The 25,689-nt window shown below is 56.9% G+C and carries 15 protein-coding genes; 11 read left to right on the plus strand and 4 right to left on the minus strand.

Annotated elements, in window-relative coordinates; translation table 11 throughout:
- Positions 1-236: 236 nt before the first annotated feature.
- Positions 237-3,065, plus strand: a complete 2,829-nt coding sequence (locus tag OQ371_RS19830; protein WP_265990064.1) for a M16 family metallopeptidase — start codon at positions 237-239, stop codon at positions 3,063-3,065.
- A 73-nt stretch (positions 3,066-3,138) separates the two neighbouring features.
- Here the strand turns inward: OQ371_RS19830 and OQ371_RS19835 are convergent, their stop codons facing one another.
- Positions 3,139-4,002 (minus strand): tetratricopeptide repeat protein, encoded by an 864-nt coding sequence (locus tag OQ371_RS19835; protein WP_265990065.1) that lies wholly within the window; start codon positions 4,000-4,002, stop codon positions 3,139-3,141.
- 647 nt (positions 4,003-4,649) lie between these two features.
- Between OQ371_RS19835 and OQ371_RS19840 the strand changes: the two genes are divergently transcribed.
- From OQ371_RS19840 to OQ371_RS19870, 7 genes are all read left to right on the plus strand, one after another.
- Positions 4,650-7,640 (plus strand): SusC/RagA family TonB-linked outer membrane protein, encoded by a 2,991-nt coding sequence (locus tag OQ371_RS19840; RefSeq protein ID WP_265990066.1) that lies wholly within the window; start codon positions 4,650-4,652, stop codon positions 7,638-7,640.
- Between the two features lie 16 nt (positions 7,641-7,656).
- On the plus strand, positions 7,657-9,135 hold the full coding sequence (locus OQ371_RS19845) for a RagB/SusD family nutrient uptake outer membrane protein (protein ID WP_265990067.1): 1,479 nt from the start codon (positions 7,657-7,659) through the stop codon (positions 9,133-9,135).
- Between the two features lie 375 nt (positions 9,136-9,510).
- Positions 9,511-12,681, plus strand: a complete 3,171-nt coding sequence (locus tag OQ371_RS19850; RefSeq protein WP_265990068.1) for a SusC/RagA family TonB-linked outer membrane protein — start codon at positions 9,511-9,513, stop codon at positions 12,679-12,681.
- An 18-nt stretch (positions 12,682-12,699) separates the two neighbouring features.
- Positions 12,700-14,223 (plus strand): RagB/SusD family nutrient uptake outer membrane protein, encoded by a 1,524-nt coding sequence (locus OQ371_RS19855; protein WP_265990069.1) that lies wholly within the window; start codon positions 12,700-12,702, stop codon positions 14,221-14,223.
- 62 nt (positions 14,224-14,285) lie between these two features.
- Positions 14,286-15,344 carry a glycoside hydrolase family 43 protein gene (locus OQ371_RS19860; RefSeq protein ID WP_265990070.1) on the plus strand — a complete coding sequence of 353 codons (1,059 nt, stop codon included), beginning with the start codon at positions 14,286-14,288 and terminating at the stop codon, positions 15,342-15,344.
- A 15-nt stretch (positions 15,345-15,359) separates the two neighbouring features.
- Positions 15,360-16,871: a family 43 glycosylhydrolase gene (locus OQ371_RS19865; protein ID WP_265990071.1), complete on the plus strand. Its 1,512-nt coding sequence runs from the start codon at positions 15,360-15,362 to the stop codon at positions 16,869-16,871.
- Positions 16,872-17,101: 230 nt separating this feature from the next.
- On the plus strand, positions 17,102-18,577 hold the full coding sequence (locus OQ371_RS19870) for an MFS transporter (protein WP_265990072.1): 1,476 nt from the start codon (positions 17,102-17,104) through the stop codon (positions 18,575-18,577).
- A 10-nt stretch (positions 18,578-18,587) separates the two neighbouring features.
- Here the strand turns inward: OQ371_RS19870 and OQ371_RS19875 are convergent, their stop codons facing one another.
- The gene (locus tag OQ371_RS19875; protein WP_265990073.1) at positions 18,588-18,959 is read right to left on the minus strand and encodes a nuclear transport factor 2 family protein; all 372 of its coding nucleotides are present in this window, start codon (positions 18,957-18,959) and stop codon (positions 18,588-18,590) included.
- Between the two features lie 186 nt (positions 18,960-19,145).
- Here OQ371_RS19875 and OQ371_RS19880 point away from each other — a divergent pair, with 186 nt between their 5' ends.
- Entirely contained in the window at positions 19,146-20,444 is a 1,299-nt protein-coding gene (locus OQ371_RS19880) for a DoxX family protein (RefSeq protein WP_265990074.1), read from the plus strand.
- Between the two features lie 42 nt (positions 20,445-20,486).
- On the opposite strand, the gene OQ371_RS19885 is transcribed toward OQ371_RS19880, so the two are convergent.
- A complete protein-coding gene (locus tag OQ371_RS19885; RefSeq protein WP_265990075.1) occupies positions 20,487-21,551 on the minus strand; it encodes a TolB family protein in 1,065 nt (354 codons plus the stop codon).
- A gap of 92 nt (positions 21,552-21,643) precedes the next feature.
- On the minus strand, positions 21,644-23,668 hold the full coding sequence (locus OQ371_RS19890) for an ATP-binding protein (RefSeq protein WP_265990076.1): 2,025 nt from the start codon (positions 23,666-23,668) through the stop codon (positions 21,644-21,646).
- Positions 23,669-23,853: 185 nt separating this feature from the next.
- Between OQ371_RS19890 and OQ371_RS19895 the strand changes: the two genes are divergently transcribed.
- The gene (locus OQ371_RS19895) at positions 23,854-24,762 is read left to right on the plus strand and encodes an LEA/WHy family protein (RefSeq protein ID WP_265990077.1); all 909 of its coding nucleotides are present in this window, start codon (positions 23,854-23,856) and stop codon (positions 24,760-24,762) included.
- A 5-nt stretch (positions 24,763-24,767) separates the two neighbouring features.
- A complete protein-coding gene (locus OQ371_RS19900; RefSeq protein WP_265990078.1) occupies positions 24,768-25,688 on the plus strand; it encodes an isoaspartyl peptidase/L-asparaginase family protein in 921 nt (306 codons plus the stop codon).
- The last annotated feature ends 1 nt before the right edge of the window (position 25,689 follow it).

Here is a 25,689-nt window from a genome sequence, read left to right on the forward strand (position 1 = left end):
GAAAAAATCAACACCCGCGGTCGTTGCTCCCGTGAGCCGTCGAGACAAAAAGAACCGGGAGCCTCCCATAAATAAAGACGCTCCGACAACGAGCCGGTGAATGAGAAGGTACCCATTGAAACGCCGGAATCCGTTTTTGGAATAGGCGATGCGGAAACGAATACGTCGGTATTCAAACCCTTGATAATTAAGCAGTTTTTTGCTATCTATACCGCATCATCTCACTTTCTCTTACCATGAAAAACTGTTGCCAATCCATCCGACGCTGGGCGTTCACCGCCGGGCTGGTGGTGAGTACCCTGACCGTGACGACTGCCCAGGAAAAACCGGCGGCAGTGGCCTTACCCGAGGGGGTAACGAAAGTTGCCTCCGTTGAAGGAATTACGGAGTACCAGCTCAAAAACGGTCTGCGGGTGCTGCTGTTCCCGGACCCGTCGAAACCCACCGTAACCGTTAATATTACGTATCTGGTGGGCTCGCGTCACGAAGGTTATGGCGAATCGGGGATGGCGCACCTGCTCGAACACCTGGTGTTTAAAGGCTCCGCCAAGCACAAAAACATCATGCAGGAACTGACCGAACACGGCACCTGGCCTAACGGTACGACCTGGTACGACCGCACCAACTACTTCGAGACGTTCTCGGCCACGGACGAAAACCTGACGTGGGCGCTGGACCTCGAATCGGACCGGATGGTCAACTCGTTCATCGACAAAAAGGACCTCGACAAGGAGTTTACCGTGGTGCGCAACGAATTTGAAATTGGCGAGAACTCCCCGCAGTCAGTGCTGATGGAGCGGGTGTTGTCGTCGGCCTACCTCTGGCACAACTACGGCAAATCGACCATCGGCTCGAAAGAGGACATTGAGCGCGTACCGATTGAGAACCTCAAGGCGTTTTACCAGAAATATTACCAGCCCGATAACGCCGTCCTGGTGGTGGCGGGCAAGTTTGATGAATCGAAAACGCTCGGCTGGGTGAATCAGTATTTCGGCCCCATTCCGAAGCCGACGCGCCAGCTGTCCAAAACCTATTCGGTCGAGCCGACGCAGGATGGTGAACGGTCGGCCGCGCTCCGGCGGGTGGGCGACACACAGGGGGTAGCCGTGGTTTACCACACGCCCCCCGGCTCGCATCCCGACTATGCCGTCCTGGACGTGTTGATGGATGTGCTCGTCAACGAACCCAGCGGACGGCTGTATAAATCCCTGGTCGAGAAGAAAAAAGCCGCCATGCAATGGGGCTGGACGCCCGCCCTGCACGATCCCGGCTTTGCCTACTTCTACGCCGAGCTGCGCAAGGATCAGTCGCTCGACTCGGCCCGCACGGCCATGCTGGCGACGCTCGACGAGGTGAGCAGTCAGGCACCCACCGCTGAAGAAGTGGATCGGGCCAAAACCAAGCTGCTCAAGGATATTGAACTGCTGTTTAAAAATACCGACCGCGTGGGGCTGCAACTGAGTGAGTGGATGGCCGCCGGGGATTGGCGACTCGTGTTTCTGTACCGCGACGCCATCCGGAAGGTGCGCCCCGACGATGTGCTGCGGGTCGCCCAGGCCTATTTCAAGCCAAGCAACCGCACGGTGGGCTTGTTTATACCCGAGCAGAAGCCCGACCGGGCCGAGATACCGGACGCGCCGGACGTAATGGCGCTGGTTAAAGATTATAAAGGCGAAGAGGCCGTGGCGGCCGGGGAAGCCTTCGACGTGTCGCCGGCCAACATCGACGCCCGGACCAAGCGCGGCAAGGAGGCTAACGGTCTGAAATGGGCGCTGCTGCCCAAAAGCACGCGGGGCAATTCGGTAAACGCGCAGATCCAATTGCGCTACGGCGACGCAAAAAGTTTGACCAACAAGGCCACGGTGGCCAGCCTGACCGCTTCCATGCTGGAGCGGGGCACCAAAACCCGTTCGTACCAGCAGATCAAAGACGAACTGGATAAGCTGAAAGCCCGGGTGTACGTGTATGGCTACGGCCAATCGGCGAGTGTACAGATCGAAACTTCAAAAGACAACCTGCCGGCGGTGATGCGGGTCGTGACCGACTACCTCAAGAATCCGGTTTTTCCCCAGGACGAACTGGATAAATTGAAACAGGAGCAACTGGCGTATCTGGAAGCCCAGAAGCAAGAACCGCAAGCCATCGCCAACAACACCAGCGAGCGCATCATCCGGCCCTATCCGAAAGGCCACCCGTACTACACCATGACGTTTGATGAGGAAATTGCCGCCATCAACGCCGTGACGCTCGACGAGGTGAAGGCATTTTACAGGGATTTTTACGGTACCCAGAGTGCTACCGTGGCCGTAGTGGGCGCTTTTGACGAAAACGCCATGCGCAAAACACTGACCGAGGACCTGGGCAACTGGAAAGCCGCCAAGGCCTATACCCGGATTCCCGGATCGCTGTTTGCGGAAGTAAAACCGCAGACGCAGGCGATTCAGACCGATGACAAAACGTCGGCGGTATTTTCGGGGGGCATGGTGTTGCCCGTGCGGGACGATGATCCGGATTACCCCGCGCTGGCAATGGCCAACTACATTCTGGGCGAAGGCATGCTGAATTCTAGGCTGGCCGACCGCATCCGGGTGAAAGACGGGTTGAGTTACGGCGTTGGCTCCTACGTCTGGGCCGGTGAGGAAGAACGGGTGGGCGGCTTTGGTTCGTATGCCATCTTCAACCCCGAAAATGGCGAGAAGTTTGACAAAGCCTTTAAAGAGGAAGTGGAACGCCTGCGAAAAGACGGCGTAACGGCCGACGAGGTAAAGGCAACCAAATCGGCCATGTTACAGGAACGCCAACTGGCCCGGGCGCAGGATGCCGCTCTGGCAAGCATGTGGGCGCGGTATCTGTCGAAGAAAGACGGGCGCAGCTTCGCTTACGACGGCGATCTGGACAAGAAAATTGCCGCCCTGACGCCCGAGCAGGTCAATACCGCCATTCGCAAATACATTGATTACACCAAAATGACCCTTATCAAAGCCGGTGATTTTGCCAAAGCCGCCAAAAAGGGAAAGGCAGATCAGCAACCACCCGCCGCCCTGGGGGGCGGCAGCAAAAATTGATCGGCCGCTTCAGTACACAAAAGCCGGGACCCGCGGGTCCCGGCTTTTGTATTTTCCAGGATACCATAAACAGTCAAGTGCCGAGCGCCCGTTTCAGAACCCCGCCCACAAAACTACCCACGAACGTCAGGCCGATGCAGCCGTACAGGCTAAATAACTCCAGTTCCCGGTCACCCCCGTTCCGGGGAGGGTTAGCAAAAACGAAATACCCAATCAACAGGGTCGCCACCTGGAGAATGGCCAGCAGCCAGCCTTTGCGGGGCTGGGCAAAGCCAATGGCTGCGGCCGAAATAGCGGCCAGCAGATACGGCCAGTGAACCACATCCGTTTCTTTGATGACATAAAGCAGCACTAGGCTGTTGATCAGAATAAAGACACCGTTCACCAGCAGCTTCCGGTCGAAAAAAGGGTCGTTGGGTCTGACAAGGCCAGCCACGGTTTGCTGTGACTGGGCCAGGGCCTGCGCCCGTTCCAAATCCTGCTGCGCCGACTGCGGCTGGTTGAGTTGCCGGAAGGCAAGCCCGCGCCAGTGAAAAGGCTCGGCCAGGTTGCCGTGCGAGTGAAAAACCGCTTTGTCGAACTCCTGAAAAGCGGCTTCAGAGGCCTGCTGTTCATACAGAATCTGCCCCGTTTCCAGGTGCAGGTCCACCACCGTATCGTCGTAACCCAGTCCGGTTTTCAAATCATCCAGCGCTTTCGAGGTCTTGCCCAGACGGCGCAGGCAGCGGGCCCGGTAGAGGTAGGCAACGCTCGACGACGGTTTGGTGCGTATCCATTCGTCGAAGTAAGAAAAAGCGGCTTCGTACTGCTGATTATCAAACAGTTCAATACCGGCTCGCATCTGGTCGCGTTCTTTTTCCGACTTCGTGCGTAAATCCGCGTAGTACCGCAGGTAGATAATGTAACTTATAACGGCGGCCGTAACTAAAATTTCCATACTGCATCAACAAACTTTTCTCCATCCCGTTGCCATCCGGTTTGCATCTGGACCTGAATCAGGGCGCAAGTTATTATTCGGCGTCACGCAAAGGAAATCCATCCGTTAAGAAAATTTGAATGGTAATAATTATTTTTTTAATAAATAAAGTGCTAAAACTTTTTTGTTTAAAGGATTAAGCATAGTTTTGGTTGCAATAAACAACAAATCAGCACTAAAAAATCTACGGTAATGACTGCTACCTTTTTACCACAAGGCTCATGAGCGTCCCCCCAACACCGGGAAGAAGCCCATCCGAATGAATCAGCTGACGACTGACGGTCAAAAAACAGATCCATTTTTACCGGTTCGTCAAATCCGGCTGAGTAATCCTATCCATTCTTGTTCCTTGAGAAAATAGCCGCCTGAATCCCCACTTTGGGTTCTATGGTTATTTGGTAAAGCAGCTTAATCGTTTAAGCAAAGTTTTAATTATTCGTTTATAATCAAATCTACCATGAAAAACCGCCTATGTTTCTTCGTATGAAAAAGCTTTCTAATGCCGCCCGGCCGGGTGATCGCGACGGCCCCGCCCAGGGGTTCCCGACTGATTCATGTAACCTAGTCTGTTCACTTGCCTGATTTTCTCACAAAAACCCTTTTCAGTTATGGTTAAATCTTTAAATTTCCTCCTTTTCCTTCTGCTTCTGGGGCCTGGGTATCTCCTCGCGCAGACCAACCGGGTGACCGGCCAAGTAACGGGACCCGATAACCAGGGACTGCCCGGTGTAAACGTCCAGGTTAGTGGTACCACCGTCGGGACATCAACCGACGTTTCGGGCAAATTTTCGCTCAACGCCGCCAGCACTGCGTCACTGGTTTTTTCCAACATCGGTTACGTCAGCCAAACCATCCCGGTCAACGGCCGTTCGGTCGTCAATGTTCAACTGGTCGAAGATCAGAAAACGCTGAATGAAGTCGTGGTGGTGGGGTACGGAACGCAGCGCAAAACGGATGTGACCGGGGCTTTAACGGCCATCTCTACCAAAGAATTTGCCGAACAACCGGTGACCCGTCTGGATCAGGTTTTACAGGGCCGGGCAGCGGGCGTGCAGGTAACCCAGACCAACGGCGCCCCCGGTGGCGACGCCCGCATCCGGATTCGGGGGGCCAACTCCGTGCTGGGCAACAACAACCCCCTGTATATTGTCGATGGATTCGTGGGGGCCGACTTCAACTTTGTCAATCCCAACGACATTGAGACGATTCAGATTCTGAAAGATGCCGCTTCAACGTCGATCTACGGAAGCCGGGGGGCCAATGGCGTGGTGATCATCACAACCAAAAAAGGAGCAAGAGGGCTGAAAGTAAATTACGAAGGCCAGTACGGTATTTCGCAGAACATCAAACGGTACGACGTGCTGCCGGCGGGCGAGTTTGCCGAAATCGTGAACGCCCGCGCCACGGCAACCGGTTCGAACCTGCCGTTTACCGCCGACCAGATTGCGCAGTTTAAACAAAACGGCGGAACCGACTGGCAGAGCCTGGTTTTCCGGACCGGGACCGGCCAGCAGCACCAGGTGACGCTATCGGGCGGGGGCGAAAAAACGACATTCCTGATTTCGGGCAACTACCTGAATCAGAACGGTATCGTCAACAACAGCGGTTTCAAACGCTACATTCTGCGCACAAACCTGAACACGCAGGTTAACGACGATCTCTCGTTCCGGCTGAATCTGTGGGGAACGCGTTCGCAGAACCACAACACCCTCGACGGGGGCGCCATTGTGCAGGCGCTGGCTTGGGCGCCAACTACACCGGCTTACGGCGCTGACGGCCAGCCCACGTTTACGGACCCCATCGGGTCGGTCTACCGCAACCCGTTGGATTATTTGTACGATCAGTCCATCGACGCCAACCGGTCGAGCATCAACCTGAACGGGGGCCTGAACTACAAGCTGCCCATCAAAGGACTTTCGGTTGATTTGCAGTATGCCATCAACTACCTGAACGCGCAGAACCTGAACTTCACGGGCAAGCGGCTGTCCAACAACGTGCCGAATGCCAGCCGGTATTCATCGGAACAGATCACGCTGCAAAACACCAACACGCTGAATTACGATCTGAAAGTGGGCGACCACTCGATCAATGCCGTGGCCGTGCTGGAGACGCAGCAATTCACGGATCGGAATTTCAACGCGAGTGCTTCCGGATTGCGGTTTCCGCAGTTGGGCTACGACAACATTGGCGGCAATACCGCAGCTACGGTATCGTCGGGCTACCAGAAATGGACACTGCTCTCGCTGCTGGGTCGCGTCAACTACGGCTACAAGGATCGTTACCTAGTCACGGCTGCGGTTCGGCGGGATGGCTCATCGAAGTTCAGCGAGGCCAATCGCTACAGCCTTTTCCCGTCGGTGGCCCTGGGCTGGCGGTTGGCGGAAGAAGAGTTTATCAAGAACCTCAACGTTTTCAGCAACCTGAAACTGCGGGGGAGTTGGGGGATGACGGGTAGCCAGGCCATCAACCCGTACGCAACCTTGTCGACCTACGGAACAACCAACGTGGGCTTCAACAACACGGCGGCAACGGCGGGCGTAATTCTGGGCAACCCCGGCAACCCGGACCTCAAGTGGGAAACTACCCGGCAGGTGGATGTGGGGCTGGAAATGGAATTCTGGAACGGGCGGCTGCGGATTGAAGCCGATTATTTCAAGAAAAACACGACCGATCTGCTGCTGAACGTGGCCATTCCGAGCTACGCCGGGGGCGGTACCCAAACCCGCAACGTGGGCGAGGTTGAAAACAAAGGGTTTGAATTCTCGATCGGCGGAACACCCATCGACAAGGGGGGCGTACGCTGGGAAACGAACCTGAACTTTTCGACGCTGCAAAACCGCGTTATTAGCCTGGGTAACCTGCCCCGGTTGGGCACCGGTACGGGCGTGGGGGGCGGTATGTCGACCACCAACGAGTTTATGCTGATGCCGGGTGAACCGATGGGTTCGTACTGGGGACTGCGGTACCTGGGCACCTTCAAGCCGGGCGAAGCCGATCTGGCCGCCCGCTACGGCCGCGTTCCGGGTGATCCGCGCTACGAAGATTTAAACGGCGACAACTCAATCACCACCGACGATTTTCAGGTCATTGGTCGGGCGTTCCCGAAAGCCACCGGGGGCTGGAACAACACCGTTTCCTACAAGGGGTTAACGCTGAACGTCTTCTTCAACGGGGTGTTTGGCGTCGATAAGCTCAACTACACGCGGGCGGCTGCCTTGTCGGGTTCGGGCGATGCCCGGCAGTTCATTTTGTCGGAGATCCGCGACTATTACCGTCCGGGCAACGAAACCTCCGACATTCCGGCGTTTACCAGAACGTACCAGCCGTTTACCCAGTCGAGCCGCTTTCTGGAGAATGGCTCCTTCGTTCGGTTGAAAAACGTCAGCCTTGCGTACAACGTGCCGAATAATTTCCTCCGTAATAAAGCCAATGTCCGGGTATTCTTCAGCGCGACCAACCTGCTGACGATTACCCAGTACAAAGGTCCGGATCCGGAGTCGGCGCGCGTGGGTTCGGGAACGGACACGGCCATCGGTATTGACTACGGGTCGTACCCCAACTCCAAAACGTATACGTTTGGCTTAAACCTCGGCTTCTAACCTCTTTCGACCATCCATGAAAAAGTTACTGCTATTTTCCCTCGTAGCCATGCTGGGAGCGGGCTGCAAAAATTACCTGGAAGAAGACACCAACGGGTTGCTCTACGGCCCCAACGTATTGTCCACGCAGGACGGCCTGGAATCGGCCCTGACCGGGGCTTACCGCGGGCTAGCCAACCAATGGGGCTACGGTTTTATTCACCCCTCGGCCAATGCGGCCACGCTCGGGAGCGACGACGTAACGACCCACCCCGCCAGCAACAAAGCCGACTGGCGCGAGTTCGACCAGTTTAACGTCTCGACCACCAACCAGCGGTCGGGGGCCGTCTACAACGGTTGTTACAAAGCCATTCAGGGCGCCAACAACGTCATTAACAACTACAGCAAAACCGTTGGCACCAAAGCGACCATCGACATCATTGCCGGGGAAGCACACTTTATCCGGGCATTCTCCTACTACTGGCTGACCCGATTTTACGGCAACATTCCGCTGGTGACGGCGGGTGAATACTCGGCAGATCTGCTGACGATCAAGAAATCAACCCCGGCCGAAGTGTACGCCCTGATTGTCGACGATCTGAAAAAAGCGGAAACCCTGCTGCCCAACACCCGGCGCGATCCGGGTCGGCCCAACGTGGGTTCGGCCAAGGCGTTTCTGGCCGATGTGTACCTGACCATGGCGGGCTGGCCCCTCAAGCAAGCCGACAAGTACGACCTGGCCGCAGCGAAGGCGAAAGAGGTAATCGACAACCGGGCTACGTACGGATTTGCCCTAATGCCAACCTTTGCCGCCGTTTTTGAAAACGATCCGGGGGTGGCCATCCTTCCGGAATCGGTGTTTCAGATCAGCGGGTTTACGGGCGGCAGCGGTACGGCCAACGCCACCTATGGCAACACGACCATGCCCGGGGAAGAAGGCGGCTGGGACGATATGTTTGCCGAGCTTAATTTCTTCAACAGCTTTCCGGCAGGTCCCCGCAAAGACGCTACCTTCCGGACGCAATTCGGCCTGGGCGCCACCAAAATTCCCTGGCAGCAGAGCCTGACCAAGCACCCGTACTACCAGAAATGGTATATTAAGGGCAACATTGTAACGTCCAGCATTTCGTTGCCGTCGGTGATGATGCGGTATCCGCACGTGCTGACCATTTACGCCGAAGCCAAAGCCCGCGGAACGGGCGGTCCGGACCAGGCGGCTTACGATGCGCTGAACCAGGTTCGGTCGCGGGGGCTCCCGACGGGCGCCAAGCCACTGACCCTGGCCGACGGTCTGACGGCGACCCAGTTTGCCGACGCCGTGGTTCAGGAGCGGGCCTGGGAGTTTGCCTGTGAGCGCACCCGCTGGTTCGATCTGGTTCGGCTGGAGCGGGTGGAAGCCGCCAACGCCAACAAGAGCCCGGACGATCTTCAGCCGATCAAGGCCATTACGAAAGCTAATTACTGGTTTCCGTTACCGTATTCGGATACATCCATTAACCCGAACCTAAATCAATAACTGCGTAGAAACAGGTTCCTTTTAGCCCTCCCTTCGACAGAAGGGAGGGCTTTTTTTATGGGATTGCAAAAACCAGTACGTCCCAGCGCAGAAGCTTTTACTCCCCGGCGGACCATTGCCTCATTTCTGATTCCGGGCGAACCGGTTCAAAGTCAAAAACGGGTTGATGACGTTTCTTCCTTGATACGAGTTCGTTATCTGCCGTTTGTGGGTATTGCCATACTTTTTAGGAAATATTTCACATGACGAAAAAACAATCTGTCCGGGGCGTGTCTTTTTTCAAATAGGCACAACTGCATTGACCAACGACGGCCCGGAACCGTCGTCGGCCTATGTTCTTTCATTTGTCTGAATAATTTAACCTTTCGATTTTTTATGGAAAACCGATGTGTACCCTTAACCGTCCTCTGGATGGGGTTAAGCCTGTACAGCGTTGCCCAATCCCCGACGGCACCCCTGCTGGCGGCCAAATCCCGAGGAACTGCTTCATCACTACTTTCACCATTCCGGCCGGGATCAGCGAATCAGGTCGCCGTAAAACGTGTTACCGGTCAGGTTGTAGACGAAAACAACGCCCCCCTGCCGGGTGCGTCGATCATTGAAAAAGGGACCCAGAACGGAACGACCACTGACGCGGATGGCAATTTTGCCCTGAACGTGGCCGATGAGGCTACCACCCTGACGGTATCGAGTGTGGGCTACGTGACGCAGGACGTACCCCTTGCCAACCAGACTACCATCACCATCAAGCTGGTACCCGACAACCTGACCCTGAACGAGGTTGTCGTTATTGGGTACCAGACCGTCCGCAAGCGGGACGTGACCGGGGCCAACGACGTGATCAGCCCCGAACAGGCCAACCGGGTAACCGCCAACTCCCTGGCCGAATCCATTCAGGGCTTATCGCCGGGGGTAACCGTCCGGAACACCGGCGTTCCCGGCCAGCAGGCTTCCGTCCAGATTCGCGGGGTGGCCAGCTTCCTGAATACCGATCCGCTGTACGTCATCGACGGCATGATTGCCGACGCGAACGTTACCATCAACAACGACGATATTGAGTCCATTCAGGTCCTGAAAGACGCGTCGGCGGCCGCCATTTACGGGTCGCGGGCGGCCAACGGGGTCATTATTATTACTACCAAGCAGGGCAAGGAAGGCCCGACCCGGGTGTCGTTTTCGGCTAAGTACGGGGTGCAGAATGCCTACAAACGCTGGGATGTGATGGATGCGTCGGGCTTTGCGGCTTTGCAGCGGCAGCAATACGAAAACTCCGCCCAGGCGCCCCCCACCAGCGTTGCCACCGGGACGTTCAACCCAAACATCAATACCGACTGGCAGGACCAGGTTCTGCGCACCGGTAGTTTGCAGGACTACAACCTGACGCTGTCCGGGGGCACCAAAACCGGTTCCTACCTTGTTTCGGGAAGTTATTTTAAAAATGCCGGTTACGTCATCGGCAGCGACTTCGACCGGGCCAGTCTGCGCATCAACACCCGGAGCGAGCTGGGGCGCTTCACGGTGGGCGAGAATCTGGTCCTGACCAATTCAAACATTCAGAATTTTCCGGGGGGCAATCCGATTTACGACATGGTCCAGATGCTGCCCGTTATTCCGGTGCAGGACCCGCGCTACGCCAACGCCACCAACCCGCTGGGCTTCGGGATCGGAACTTATCCCGATGCGGTGACGTATGCCTTCAACCCGGTAGCGGTTCGCAACCTGGCGAGCAACCGGAGCAATTTCGCCAAAGCCGTCGGGAACGCCTATCTGGATTTCAAATTCGCCGACTGGCTGACCTACCGCTTCAACGCCGGTCTGGAAGTGAGCTTCGACTACAACCAGAACCTGCGCCGGATCGGCGTTTATCAGTACAATGCCGCCGTGGTGCCCAGTTCGGTCGGGGAGGACCGGTCGCGGTACTACAGCCTGCTGTTTGAGCACACGATCAACTTCAACCGAACCTTCGGCAAGCACAGCGTCAACGGGGTGCTTGGCGTTAGCCAGCAAACGGCCCGGCGCGACAACACGGGCGGGTCGCGGACCAACCTGGCTACCTCGGGCGGGCAGTATTTCCCGACCATCAATGCGGCCACGGGAATTTCCAATTCGGCCGGTGGCACCCCAGCCCATTACACCATCCTGGGGTACCTGGGCCGGGTCAACTACGCCTACAACGACACTTACCTGCTGACGCTGACGGGTCGCGTCGATCAGGATTCCCGGTTTGGCTCCAACTACCGAACCGGCTTTTTCCCGTCGGTGGCCGGAGCCTGGCGCATCAGTCAGGAGAAGTTTTTCAGCGTCCCCTGGGTTTCCGACCTAAAAGTGAGCGCGTCCTACGGGAAGCTGGGCATCGTGGTACCAACGCTGGGTTCGTTTCCGTACACGGCTTTTATCAACAGCAACCCCCGCGCCATTTTCGGTCCCGACCAAACGCCGAACGTGGGGGCGTATCAGGCCCAGCTTGCCAACCCCGACCTGCGCTGGGAAGAGCGGTTGTCGCAGAACTACGGGGTAACGGCCAGTTTTCTGAACAACCGCATCACGGCGGAGGTCAACTACTACAACACGCTGTCGTCGGATGCCCTGCTGAACCTGCCGGTTCCGGGCTACCTGGGAAACCTTCAGGGCAACCCATACGTGAACACCGCGTCGATTCGCAACCAGGGGGTTGAATTGGCCGTCACGTACCGCAACAACGAACACGCCCTGAAATGGGATGTGTCGGGCAACCTGACGACGATCAAAAACCGGGTTGAAAATGTTGGTAATCAGGGGCAGGACATCAATTACATCCAGAGCGGCAACACCCGTTCGCAGGTCGGTCGGCCGGTGGGGCAGTGGTACGTGCTCAAAACAAACGGAATCTTCCAGACGCAGGAAGAGATCAACAATTACAGAGGTTCGAACGGTAATCTGATTCAGCCGAACGCCCAACCCGGAGACATCCGGTACGTCGATACCAACGGCGACGGCCAGATTACCCAGAACGACGACCGGCAGTTTGTGAGTTCGCCCTGGCCGAAACTCCAGGCCGGTGCCCAGGTGAATGCCAGTTACAACCAGTTTAGCCTGAACCTGCAATTTGTGGGCGTATTTGGATATACGGTTTACAACGGTGTGCGCCGGGCGCTGGACAGCTACCAGAATACCAACTTCCGGGCGGACGTGAACCCGTGGACACCGACCAACACAAATACCGATGACCCGCGCATTGCTCTGGAAGCCACGCCAAATCCCAATGTCTACAATCCGCAAGGAATAATTTCCAACAACTTTGGCTATACCGACCGCTGGCTGGAAAGCGCGTCGTACGTCCGGCTGCGGAATGTGGAAATCGGCTACACGTTGCCGAAAACGCTGCTTTCCCGCATCAAGGTGCGCAACGCCCGGGCGTACATCAGCGGCCAGAATATTTTTACCGTCACCGGCTATTCGGGCATGGACCCGGACATTACGGGGATCAATATTCAGGAACGGGGTGTCGACGACGGGCACTGGCCCTCACCCCGCGTCATTTCGCTGGGCCTCTCGGGTGAATTTTAACCAAAACGCATTCTCATCATGAAAAAAATACTGATCTGTCTGGGGCTGGCGGCCACCTCACTGCTGACAGCCTGCGACCGAAACCTGGATATTCTCAACCCCAACCAGCTAACCAGCGAATCATTCTGGAAGAGCGAAGCCGATGCACTAGCGGGCGTCAACTCCGTTTACAGTACCCTGCACCGGGGCGGCATTTCGCGCTGGATGCCGTTCTACTACATTATTCGCTCCGACGAAGGACGCAGCCAGAGCCCAGCGACGGACATTGTCAACAACATGGACCAGTTCTTGATCACGGATTACAATTACGGCAATGCCGTGGGTGTCTGGCAAGACAATTACATCGGCGTCAACCGGGCTAATCAGGTCATCACCAACGTGCCCAACATTCCGATGGACGAAACCCTGAGGCAGCGCTACATCGGGGAAGCGAAGTTTTTTCGCGGGCTGTTTTATTATCACCTCGTGACGCTGTTCGGCAATGTGCCCCTGGTTCTGGAACCGACGGTGGTGGGTGACCGACCGGCTTCGGCTACCATCGCGCAGATCTGGGCGCAGATTGAAAAAGACCTGACGGAAGCCGCTGCGGTGCTTCCGACTTCCTACACCGGCGCCGAACTGGGCCGCATTACAAAAGGAGCGGCTTATGCCCTGCTGGCCAAAGCTCAGATGCAGCAGCAGAAATACAACGAAGCCCTGACGCCGTTGCAATGGCTGACCGAGGGCGAGGGCCGGACCATCTATTCCCTGATGCCCAACTACCGCGACAATTTTCTGATTTCGACCGAAAACAACCGGGAGTCGGTATTTGAATGGCAGTTTCAGGTCAACCCGGCCGAAGGAACCGATGATGACAGCGAGACGCCGAACCACAACTACGGTACGTCGCTGGCCCAGTTTTTTGGTCCTTCGGGTGTTGGCTGGTCGGACGGTGAAGCAAACCGCTGGCCTATCTACGAATTTTACGAAAGAACGACCACCGGCGCCCGCGACCCCCGGCTGGAAGCGTCGTTCCTGTTTGACTCAACCGACGTGCGCGGCCCGGCCTTTACCCAGATTTACGGCCAGACGTTTCTGCAACGGTATGGGACCAACAACAAACGGGTGTGGTTCCGCAAATTTCAGAATGATCACTGGCGAAACAACGAAGATTACCGCTCGCCCAACAATTGGCGGTATATCCGGTACGCGGATGTGCTGCTGATGTACGCCGAAGCCCTCAACGCAACCGGCAAAACCGCCCAGGCGTATCCGTTTGTGGACCGGGTTCGGCAGCGGGCCGGTTTGCCAACGCTGACGGCCACCCGACCCGGCCTGACGCAGGCTCAATTCCTAGGCCAGCTCAAACACGAGCGCGTGACGGAACTGTCGGGCGAAGGCCACCGCTGGAACGATCTGGCCCGCTGGGGCGATCTTGGGCCGCAACTGGCAACGCGCGACCCGGCTTTTTCTACCTTTGTAAAGGGGAAAAGCGAGTTGCTGCCCATTCCGCAGCTTGATCTCGACCTGAACCCCAACCTGACACAGAACCCGAATTATTAAGACCAAATGACGCCGGCGCCAACGGAGGAGAATTTTTCCGTTGGCGCCGGCGTTTCCGAACCATGAAAAATTGCCTGATTCTGCTGTTGTTATTCGCCATCGGTTGTAAGTCCAAGGAAGAATCCTCGACGCCAACACCCCCGCCCGTTACGCCGGTTGATACGGTGGGCAAATTTAGAAATCCCATTCTGTCGTCCGCGCCGGACCCGTGGGTAATCAACAAAGACGGGTTTTATTACGTCATGCACACAACCGGGAACAACCTGCGCATCTACAAAACCCGGAACATCAGCCGCCTGGCTTCGGCCACGCCGGTGACGGTCTGGACGCCCCCCGCCACCGGCCCCAATAACCGCGACATCTGGGCCCCCGAGCTCCACCACATCAACGGGAAGTGGTACATCTATTATGCCGCCGACAACAACGGCGTTGATGCCACGCACCGCATGTTTGTGCTCGAAAACGCGTCCGCCGATCCGACGACCGGCACCTGGATCGACCGGGGGCAGTTGAACCTGCCCGAAAACAAATGGGCCATCGACGGCACGGTGGTGCGGCTCAACGGTCAACTGGTTTATGCCTGGTCGGGCTGGGAAAACGATTTGGGTGGATCACAAAATATATACATTTGCAAACTGACCAACCCGTATACGGCGGAAGGGTCGCGGGTGCGGGTGTCGACCCCGGAGCTGACCTGGGAAAAACAGGGGTTTGGCGTCAACGAAGGACCGCAGTTTCTGGTCCACGGCGGCAAGGTGTTTATCGTCTATTCGGCGAGTTTCTGCGGAACCGACCAATACGCGCTGGGGCAGCTTTCGGCCGACACCACCGCCAACCTCGTTGCCCAGACGGCCTGGACCAAATCGCCGAATCCGGTCTTCGGACCTTACGCCAGCGGCACGACCTACGGAGTGGGCCACAACAGTTTTTTTACCGCGCCGGGCACTGCCGGGGCGCCGGAATACTGGCTGGTGTACCACGCCAACCCGGCTCCGGGCCAGGGTTGCGCCGATTTCCGGTCGGCCCGGATGCAACCCTTCGGGTGGAAAGCCGACGGCTCGCCCGATTTCGGTTCACCGGTCAGCTTAAACGAATACATTAAACGGCCTTCGGGCGAATAGATTCCCTGCATTCCTATGAAACTAGTTCGCGTTGCTTTCCTCGTTCTATTAACCCACGTATCCATTCTCTCCGCCTGGGCGCAACCCGCCGTGATTCCGGGCGACTACCCCGACCCGTCCGTTACAAAAGTAGGCAACACCTACTGGGCGTCGGCTACTACGTCCAACTGGTTTCCGGCGTATCCGCTCCTGAAATCCGACGATCTGGTCAACTGGCAGACGGTTGGTAACATCTTTACCAAGGTGCCCGACTGGGCCGACTACTACTTCTGGGCGCCCGAAATCACCGAGGAAAAGGGTCGGATTTACGTTTATTACACCGCCCACAAAAAGGGCGGTAACCTGTGCGTTGCCGTGGCCAGCGCCGACCGTCCCGAGGGTCCCTACCGCGATCACGGTCCGCTGGTGGGACAGCCCGACGGCTCGATTGACGGGTTTCCGATGCGCGACGAAAACGGCCAGCTCTACCTGATCTGGAAGGAAGACGGCAACAGCGTCCGGCAGCCGACACCCATCTGGGCGCAGCCGATGAACGAGGAGCGCACCGCCCTGACCGGCGAAAAGAAGGAGCTTTTTCGGAACGATACCCCCTGGGAGAACAACCTGGTCGAAGGGGTGGCGATGGTGAAGCACGGCGGCTACTTCTACGCGATTTACGCCGGAGCGGGTTGCTGCGGAACGGGTTGTACCTACGCAACGGGCGTAGCGCGGGCCAAAAGCCTGCTCGGACCCTGGGAAAAGTACGCGCAGAACCCGGTATTGACCGATGAAGGCTCCTGGCGTTGCCCGGGCCACGGAACGGCCATCGAAAAAGACGGCAAGTTTTATTTCCTCTACCACGCCTACGACAAGGAGTCGAACGTGTATACCGGTCGGCAGGCGGTTCTGAAGGAGTTTACTTTTACGGAAGATGGCTGGATCAAATTCCTGCCCGAAACCGCTCTGTTGGCAAACGCCAAACCCGCCCCGGCGACCATCTCGGACTCGTTTACGGGAAAAGCCTTATCCGATCAGTGGCAATGGTCCATTTTCCAGCCGCCGGCTTTTCGGGTCAAGAAGGGCGCGCTAACTCTGTCGGCCCAACCGAATAAATTTGGAAGCGCGGTGGCTCAGCGGACGCTGGCGGGCGATTATACCGTCACCACGACCATCAACCGGAAACGCACGACGGGGCAGGCCGGTTTGGCGGCCATCGGCGACGATGATAATGCCCTGGGCGTTTCGACGGACGGGCGCGATTTAACGGTCTGGAAAGTGCAGCGGGGCCAGAAAACCGTGTTGTCGACGCAGCCGCTTGTGGCTGGCAAATCGGTTCATCTGCAACTGCTGGCGACCGGCGGCCATCTCTTTACGTTCGCTTACTCGACGGACGGCAAAAACTACCAATCCCTGACCAGCCAACCCCTGGACGGGGCTTTTCTGCCCCCCTGGGACCGGGCTGTTCGTGTCGGCGTTACGGCCAATGGAATACCGGGCCAGCAGGCTGTTTTCAACGATTTTGTGGTGCAAAACGGTCAGCGTCACTAAGCAAATACGAAGACAAACGGCTCTGGCCGGTCCGACCGACTTATTCCTAAATCGGTCGGACCGGCCAATGCGTTGCTGGCGGTTTCTCCGGATGGCGGGCGTATAGGTCCCTTGTTTACAAATCCAGCGGGTTTGCCAACAGGGGACTTTTGCTTTGGATAATGCAATGGGGCAAGGCGAAACAACCGGTCGGAGAAAGCCGTTATATCCCCGAATTAACTTTACTTTCCGTGTCTTCGTCCGCACCCGCTTCAACTGTACCTTCTTCCGCTCCCAACAAATGGATGATTCTGGGCACCCTGATGTTCGGAACGTTCATGTCTACCCTCGACAGCAGCATTGTCAACATTGCGCTGCCCACCATCCGGCGGGAGCTGAACGCCGGTGACAGCGTCGAATGGATTGTGCTCTGTTACCTGCTGACGACCACCAGTACGTTGCTCATCATGGGCAAGTTGTCGGATCTGGTCGGGCGTCGGCAGCTCTACATCGCGGGTTTCTGCGTGTTTGTGCTGGGATCTCTGCTCTGCGGACTGGCCTGGAGTTTGGGATCGCTGGTGGTTTTTCGGGTGATTCAGGGGTTGGGGGCCGCCATGATTTATGCCGTTGGTCCGGCAATCATCGGCGATACGTTTGCGCCCCAGGAGCGGGGCCAGGCGATGGGATTTATGGGGTCCATTGTGGCCGCTGGTTCGAGCGCCGGACCGGTCATTGGCGGTTTGCTGCTGGGAAAGTTTGGCTGGTCGAGTATCTTTTTTGTTAACGTGCCCATCGGTTTGCTGGCGATCTGGCGCGCCTGGACCATTCTGCCCGCCAGCCCAAAGGTGACCAATCAACGGTTTGATCTGGTCGGCGCCGGGCTGTTTGTCGCGGGCGTTACCACCCTGCTGATCGGTCTGGATTTCGGTCCGGAAAACGACTACGGGTGGGGGCATCCACTCGTGATTACCCTGATTACCGTCGGAGCGGTTCTGGTGGTGCTGTTCATTCTGTGGGAGGGTCGGGTCCGTGAGCCGATGTTGCCGCTGAGCCTGTTCGGAATCCGGGCCTACACGGCGGCCATCCTGGCAGCTTTTTGCGGATTTGTGGCCTCGGGCGGCAATCTATTCGTAATTCCGTTCTACTTGCAGCAGATCATCGGCCTGACGCCCGAGCGGGCCGGGCTGGTGTTGTTGGCGGGTCCTCTGACGCTCAGTCTGGTAGCGCCTTTGGGGGGGTATTTGTCCAGCCGCGTTCCAACCCGTTGGCTCTCCAGCACCGGCCTGCTGATCACCGCCAGCGGCTATTTTGCCCTCTCGTTTCTGGACAGTACCTGGGATTGGAAAGACGTGGTCTGGCGTAGCGCGCTGGTGAGCATGGGTTTTGGTTTGTTTCAGTCGCCCAACAGCAGCAGTGCCCTGAATTCGGCACCGGTGGCCCAGCGGGGAGTAGCCAGCAGTGTGATTGCCTTCATGCGGAACCTGGGTTTCGTGATTGGTATCGCCGTGGCGGCTGCCGTCTGGTACAGTGCCCGTAACCGCTATGGTCTCCTTCAGCACGTTGCGCCCGAATCGACGAGCGCCCAGTTAAGGGGGATGCACTCGGTGTATCTGGTGCTGGCTGGCCTGGTCTTAACCGGTGCGATCATCTCCGTGACGCGTGGAAAACCCAATTCCGCACCCTCCGAACCGGTTTTTTCGGAAAGCCCCGTTGCGGATGCCAACTAAGGCCGTCGGCTTACGCAACCGCGCTGATGTGGGCGGCAATGATCTGCCAGTTTTCCTTCTGTCGGCGCCAGACGCGGGTGTAGCGGTAACTGCCTTCGAACGGTTGTTCCTGAAACGTGCCCCGCAGCGACATGAGCGCAAAGACAACGGCAACGTCGTCGGACAGTAGCTTGATTTTAGTTTCCTGCGCCACCAGCGCCGAAAGGCGAAGCCGACCCGCCCGGTGGGTTGCCAAATCTTCCGCTTTGCCCACCAATTGCCCGTCCGGGCCGGTCACCAGCAGTTCGTCAGACAACAAGGCATCTAGTTCTACCAGGTCGCTGGAGAGCATGGCCTTCTGAAGCCGCTGCTCCACCTGCTGAATTTGATCGGAAGCGTTCATACCGTGATTCGTCTTAACCAGAACGACAAAGATTAACATTCTGCCCGGAGATTGTTGTCGGTATCGCTTGGTTTTTTGCCGGTTAAACCGATGGTATCAAGCCGAAAACAGAATTGTTCCGCGTGTCATTGGCTAACCCGTGGCCCCTTCGTATTTTGTTGGCTACTAGTCCAGCCACCCTTCCGTATGAACCAAGCTCTTGTTTATCCTTTGCACTGGAACACGGCCCAGAAGCTCGCTTTTCGGTTTTTCTTTGTTTACTTCCTGTTCTACGTTTTTCCGTTTCCGCTAGAGAATGTTCCCGGTAGTTATTATCTGACCTGGTTTTATAACCCTGCCTGGAATGCCCTGGTGCCGTGGGTGGGCCGGGCGGTTCTTCATCTGCCCTACGAAATCACGGTATTTCCCAACGGCAGTGGCGATACGACGTTCAACTACGTCCAGGTCCTCTGTTTCGCAACGCTGTCGCTGACGGCGCTGGTTGTCTGGACGGTTCTAGACCGAAAACGCGCCAACTACAACACCTTGCTCTATTGGCTGGTGGTCATTTTGCGGTATTATCTGGCATTTACCATGTTTGGCTACGGCTTTGCCAAACTCTTTAAGACCCAGTTTCCGTTTCCCCCCATCAACCGGCTCCTGCAACCCTACGGAGAATCGTCGCCGATGGGGTTGGCCTGGACGTTTATGGGCTATTCTACGGGTTACAACTGGTTTACGGGGCTGGGCGAAGTCATTGGCGGAGCGTTGCTGCTGTTCCGGCGCACCACGGCGCTGGGGGCGGTCATTCTGATTGCGGTCATCGGTAATATCGTTGCCATTAACCTCTGCTTCGATGTGCCCGTGAAGCTCTATTCGTTCAATCTGTTGTTAATGACCCTGTTTGTGCTGGCGGCTGAGGGCAAACGGCTGATCAACGTTCTGCTGCTGAACCGCCCGTCCCCCGCCCTCGATGTAACCCCTTTCCGGATAACCCGCCCGTTTCGCCTGGGTCGGCTGGTGGTGAAAACGCTCCTGATTGGTATGGTGCTGTTTGGGAACATCCGGTCCGGTCTGGAAGCGATGGAAGTATACGGCGATGAGGCTCCGAAACCGCCCTTGTATGGTTTATACGAGGTTGAGTCGTTTGCGCTGAACGGTGATACGCTGGCTCCCGTGACCACCGACACCACGCGCTGGCGGCAGGTGGTTGTGGGCGGTTACAATGGGTTTGCCAACCTAACGGTTCGGTTAATGAACGACAGCCTGCAACGCTACGCATTCGAACCCGATACCGCCACGTCGAAGGCCATCGTGTACGACCGCTACGATACCGCTCACAAATACCAGCTTGCCTACCAGCGTCCGGATACCAACTCACTGGTGATTCGGGGGTGTATTCGTCAGGACTCGGTTTACGCCCGCTTGAAAAAGCAGCACGTGGGGCAGTTTCTGCTGGTCAACCGCGGTTTTCACTGGATCAACGAATACCCGTTTAACCGGTAAAGCCGGACGGTTCGGTGCTGGCGGTCGTTGTCGCCGGGCCTATCAATCCCGCTGAATCATCCCGCGCGGAATGCCGACGTAGTACAGGTCGTAACCGCCGTTGCCACCCGGTCGGTTGGAGGAAAATATCATCAGATCATTTTCGAAAAGATCGCTTGTCATCGTCACAGGCCGGTATTCATCGTGGGCGGTGTTGATGGCGGGGCCAAAATTAACCGGTGCCGACCAGCCGCCGTTTTCCCATTTTGAATAATAGAGATCAAAGCCGCCGTACCCGCCGGGTCGATTCGAGGTGAAAACCAGCAACGAGCCGTTGATGTACGGGCATTTGTCGTCGGCCGAACTATTCAGGGCGGCAAGGGGCCGGGGTGTTGCGGTAGACGAGGGGCTGGCCTGAAGACTGGCCATCAAATTTTCCGGGGAAACCGGAACCGCAAACAGATCGAACGAACCGGTGCGGTCGGAGGTGAACAGCAGTTGGTCACCCGCTTCGGTCAGCGTTGGGTATGCGTCGGCATGCGGGGAGTTCAGAAGGGCGGCTTTTTGCGGTCCTTCCCCGGCGTAAGCGCGGCTGGCACCGTGATACGGCGCGTAGTGCAGAAAATAAATGTCGAGGTTGCCGGTGCTGTCGCTGGCGTATAAAAACACTTCTTTCTCCTGATTGGGGTAGGTACGGACGAAAGGGCCGAGTTCGTTGCCCGACGTATTGATGCGTCTAAACAGGTGAAAATCGAAATTGCCCGTGTAATCCGGCGGTGGCATGTAGCCGTAGGTTTCGCGGCCCCCCGATAACCGGTCGGCCCGGCGGTACCAGCTTCCGTCTTCCTGGTTGAAGCTAATCGTGATGGCGTAATCCATGATATCGAAGCTGCTCGGTCCGTTTGGCCGGAAGGTGTTGGGGCGGTTGGAGGAAAAAAAGAAGGGGCCGCCCGTTCCCAGCATGGGCGGTCCGGCCGAATTGTAATCATCGTACGGGGTGTTCAACTCTTTAAAGTTGGTCGGTTCATCCGGCAGACGGGCCGTCTTGTAATTGATTTTGGGCGAAGTCATCGGGCATCCGGCCAGAAAAACGGCGGACAAAAAAATCAGCAGGAGGGGGGCTTTCATGCGGAGAAATGGAGTCTAGGGGCTGGAAATACGTTTGGTAGACCCCAAAACGAGCCGCTGCGTTGGATGCGGATGTAAAAATAACCGTGCCTTTATTTCTCGCCCGCTATTTCGGGCAGCGGAACCTCCACCGGCAATTCGATGACAAACTCGGCCCCGTGGCCTTCCTGACTGCTGACGTCGATCCGGCCGCCGTGGCCGTTGGTGATGATGTCGTAACTGAGCGATAGCCCCAAACCCGTTCCCTGGCCGGTGGGTTTGGTGGTGAAAAACGGCTGGAAAATCTTCTGCTGAACCGTTTCTGGAATGCCGGTCCCGTTATCCCGAATCCGGATGATGGCCCGCCCACCGCTACGTTCGGTCCGCACCGTTATGGTGGGGTGGTAGCTGCCGGTTTCGGCTTTCCGCTGTTGCTGCCGGACGGCGTAGAAGGCATTGTTGTACAGATTCAGTAAAACCCGGCTGATGTCCTGCGGGTGGAGATCCATCCGTCCCAGGGCCGAATCAAGTTCGGTGACGAGCTGGGCCGTAAAGCCGCTATCCTGGGCCTGCTGGCCGTGGTAAGCCAGTCTGAGGTATTCTTCCACCAGCGCGTTGAGGTCCGTCGGTCCTTTCCGGCCCGTAGCACTGCGGCTGTGCTCCAGCATACCCTTGACGATGGCATCCGCCCGCTGGCCGTGGTGGTGAATTTTGGCCAGGTTCTGCGACAGGTCGCCCAGGATTTCGGCCGCGTAGGGCTGTTCCCCGGTCGGTAAATGCTGCAACGGTCCCGTCCGGAGTTCGTCGAGCAGTTCGCTGCTGAGTTCGGAAAAGTTGTTGACGAAATTCAGCGGGTTTTGAATTTCGTGGGCAATGCCCGCCGTCAGTTCTCCCAGCGACGCCATCTTTTCCCGCTGAATAAGCTGGGCCTGGGTGCGCTGGAGAGACGTCAGCGAGTCGGCCAACTGATCGTGCTGCTGCTGGATCTGCTGGTTTTGCCGATCGAGCAGGGCGTTGGTGCGCTGCTGCCGACGGTTGTTGCGGAACAGGACGACGGCCAGCAGCAGTAAAACCGCCATGCCGCCCAGCAACCCGTATATTTTTACCTGACTTTCAAACGCCCGCTGCTCTTCACGCAGGGCCTGTTCCCGCTGCTGCTCCCGGAACAGTTGGGTCTGCACGTCGCGCTGCTTCTCCTGGCTGTAGATGGAATCCTTGATGGTGGAGTTGAGTTCCTGGTAAAAAAGCGCACTGTCCAGCCGGCCCTTGTCCATAAACAAGGTGGCCAGCAGCTGGCTATTGGTCTGCATACCGCTGGAATACGGATTGTCTTTGCCCAGCGCGTAGGCCCGGCGGCTGTAAAGCAGGCTCGAATCCGGCTGATTCAGGCGGTAAAATACCTGGCCGAGAAGCAACGTCGCTTCCCGCATACTTTTTCGATCACCAACGGCGGTAGCGGCTTTCAGGCTCTGGCGGTAATGGTTGAGCGCTTGGTTGGGCTGGTCTTCTTTTTCTTCCACAAGCCCCAGGCAATAATACGCATACGCCAGTGCCCCCGGCGACGCCCGCTGACTCATCGGCAGGGCTTGGAGCAGGAAGTGACGGGCAGAATCCAGCCGGTCCAGTCGCTCGTACAAATGGCCGATGTTGATGTAGACTGAAACTCGGTTTACCGTATCGGTCGGACTGAGAGACCCCAACGAACGGCGGTAATAGTCGATTCCTTTGCGGTATTCCTGTAAGGCGTTGTGAAAATACCCCAACACGCTGTCGACGCGGAACCGCAGGCCCGGATCGGGGAGTTGCCAGGCGATCTGCCGGGCCCGCAGCAACTGCCGGATGGCCAGCTGGGGCTCTTTCTCCAGGTTCAGGTAGGCCAGCGACAGCAGGATGTTTACTTCGCCTTTGGGGTAGTGACTCCGCTGGGCCAGGCTCAGGGCCTCGTCAAGATAAGCCCGGGCCGTATCGCGTTTGGTTTCGGTCAGGGCGTATCCGAGTCGAAACAGAATTTTAACCCGCATGGTATCTGCCAGGGCGGGAGATTTTAGTTGGGCCCGGAGGCTATCCAGATCTTTATGTTGAGCAAGGCACACGCGGGCGGTCAGCAAGACAACAAGCAGCAGAACCGTTTTTTTCATGGGAGCAACAGCAGAATCGGAAAGATAACCAAAAACGGGCACATTCAGCCTTTTTGACCACCCACGCCGGGCGGAAAAGCCGCAGTAGCTGTGGGTTTTGAATGCCACTGGCTCATTTTTTACCCAATTGACCGACGACGGGTCGGTGGCGTGGTTTGAATACAAAGATATTTTTTGCGACAAACATGAAAAAAGGATGGATTATTGCGCTGGGCCTGCTGCTGATCGGATTTATTGGGGCTTATATCTGGTATAGTCGATTGAAAAACCGGGCCGAAAACGAACCCAGTGCCTATAAAGATACGCTCAAACCACGGCTCGAAATGAGCACGCTCGAAATCACCAGCATCGACGACGACCGGATTAGGATGAACGTTAAGATGTTGATTGACAATCCGCTGCCGGTGGGCTTTAAGGCAAAAAGACTGAATTACACCGTGCTGATGGCCAACACCCCCATCGTGGAGGATGCCTACGAAAAACCGATTGAGGTCAAATCCGGCGACAGTACGCTGGTGACGCTGCCGGTGGTTGTAATCAACAAAAAGCTGATGACGGTTTTAAAAACCCTCGACCGCAAAGACATCGACAGCACAACCTATACCATCCGCAGCCAGTTTGACCTCGATGTACCAATTCTGGGCGAGCGGACCTTTACCCAGACCATCACCCGGCGCTTGCCGACTTTTTACCTGCCAAAAATAAAAGTGGACGACCTCGATCTGGGCAAACTGGGTCTGAAAGAAACCGACCTGGCCGCCAAGGTAAGCATCACCAATGAAAACCGCTTCCCGTTCAACTTTACGGACACGCACTACACGGTCAGCATCAACGGCAAACAGATTGCGGAAGGAGACCAGCCGGAGTCAATCCTGATCAAGAAACAGGCCACCACCCCGGTTGTGTTTCCGGTGACGATCAAGCCGGGCCAAACACTCGGCTTGCTGCCCAAGATGCTATTTGATAAAAAAGATACCCCGTTCCTGGTTACGCTGCGGTGCAAGCTCATTGACAAAAGCGGTAATTCGGCTTTCAACAACAGCCAAATGAATACCGTCATCCGGGGAACGCTGGCCGATTTTAAAAAAGACTGACACCTATGTACACGATTGCTATTCACGGAGGGTCGGGCACCATTAGCCGATTGGAAATTACCCCGGAGCAGGAAAAAGAATACCGTCAGGGGCTGGACAAGGCGCTTGAAGCCGGATACGCGGTCTTGGCGCGGGGCGGTTCGGCACTCGAAGCCGTTGAGCAAGCCGTTCGGAGCCTGGAAGATTTCGAAAAGTTTAACGCCGGACGCGGATCGGTGTTTTCCGCGAACGGCAAGCACGAAATGGACGCGTCCATCATGTGCGGGCAGACGCTCAAAGCCGGGGCCGTGGCCGGTGTTACCAATATCCGCAATCCGATCACCCTGGCGCGAACCGTCATGGAAAAGTCCGAGAATGTTTTCCTGCTGAATCCCGGAGCCGAAGAGTTTGCCCGGGAACACGGTATTGCGGTCGAACCGGATGACTACTTCTACACCGATCATCGTTTTCAGCAACTCAAAGAAGCGCAGGAAGCCAACCGGACCCAGTTGGACCACAGCCGGAGCAACACCGGTAAAGGAACGGTCGGGGCCGTCGCCCTGGATGCGAATGGCAACCTGGCCGCGGCCACCTCGACGGGCGGACTGACCAACAAAAAATACGGCCGGGTGGGGGATACACCGGTTATCGGGGGCGGAACTTACGCCAATAATCAAACCTGCGCGGTGTCGTGCACGGGGTACGGGGAGTTTTTTATCCGGGCGGTGGTCGCTTACGACGTTTCCTGTCTGCTCGACTACAAAGGGCTGTCGTTGCAGGAAGCCTGCGACTGGGTGGTGCAGCACAAACTGAAAGACATGGGGGGCGAAGGGGGCCTGATTGCCGTAGACCGGGCGGGAAACGTGGCCCTGCCGTTTAACTCGGAGGGCATGTACCGCGGCTGGCGCAATCAGGCCGGGGAGGGCGAGGTCGCTATCTTTGCGTGAC

This window comes from Larkinella insperata (assembly GCF_026248825.1).
GTDB classification, from domain to species: domain Bacteria; phylum Bacteroidota; class Bacteroidia; order Cytophagales; family Spirosomataceae; genus Larkinella; species Larkinella insperata.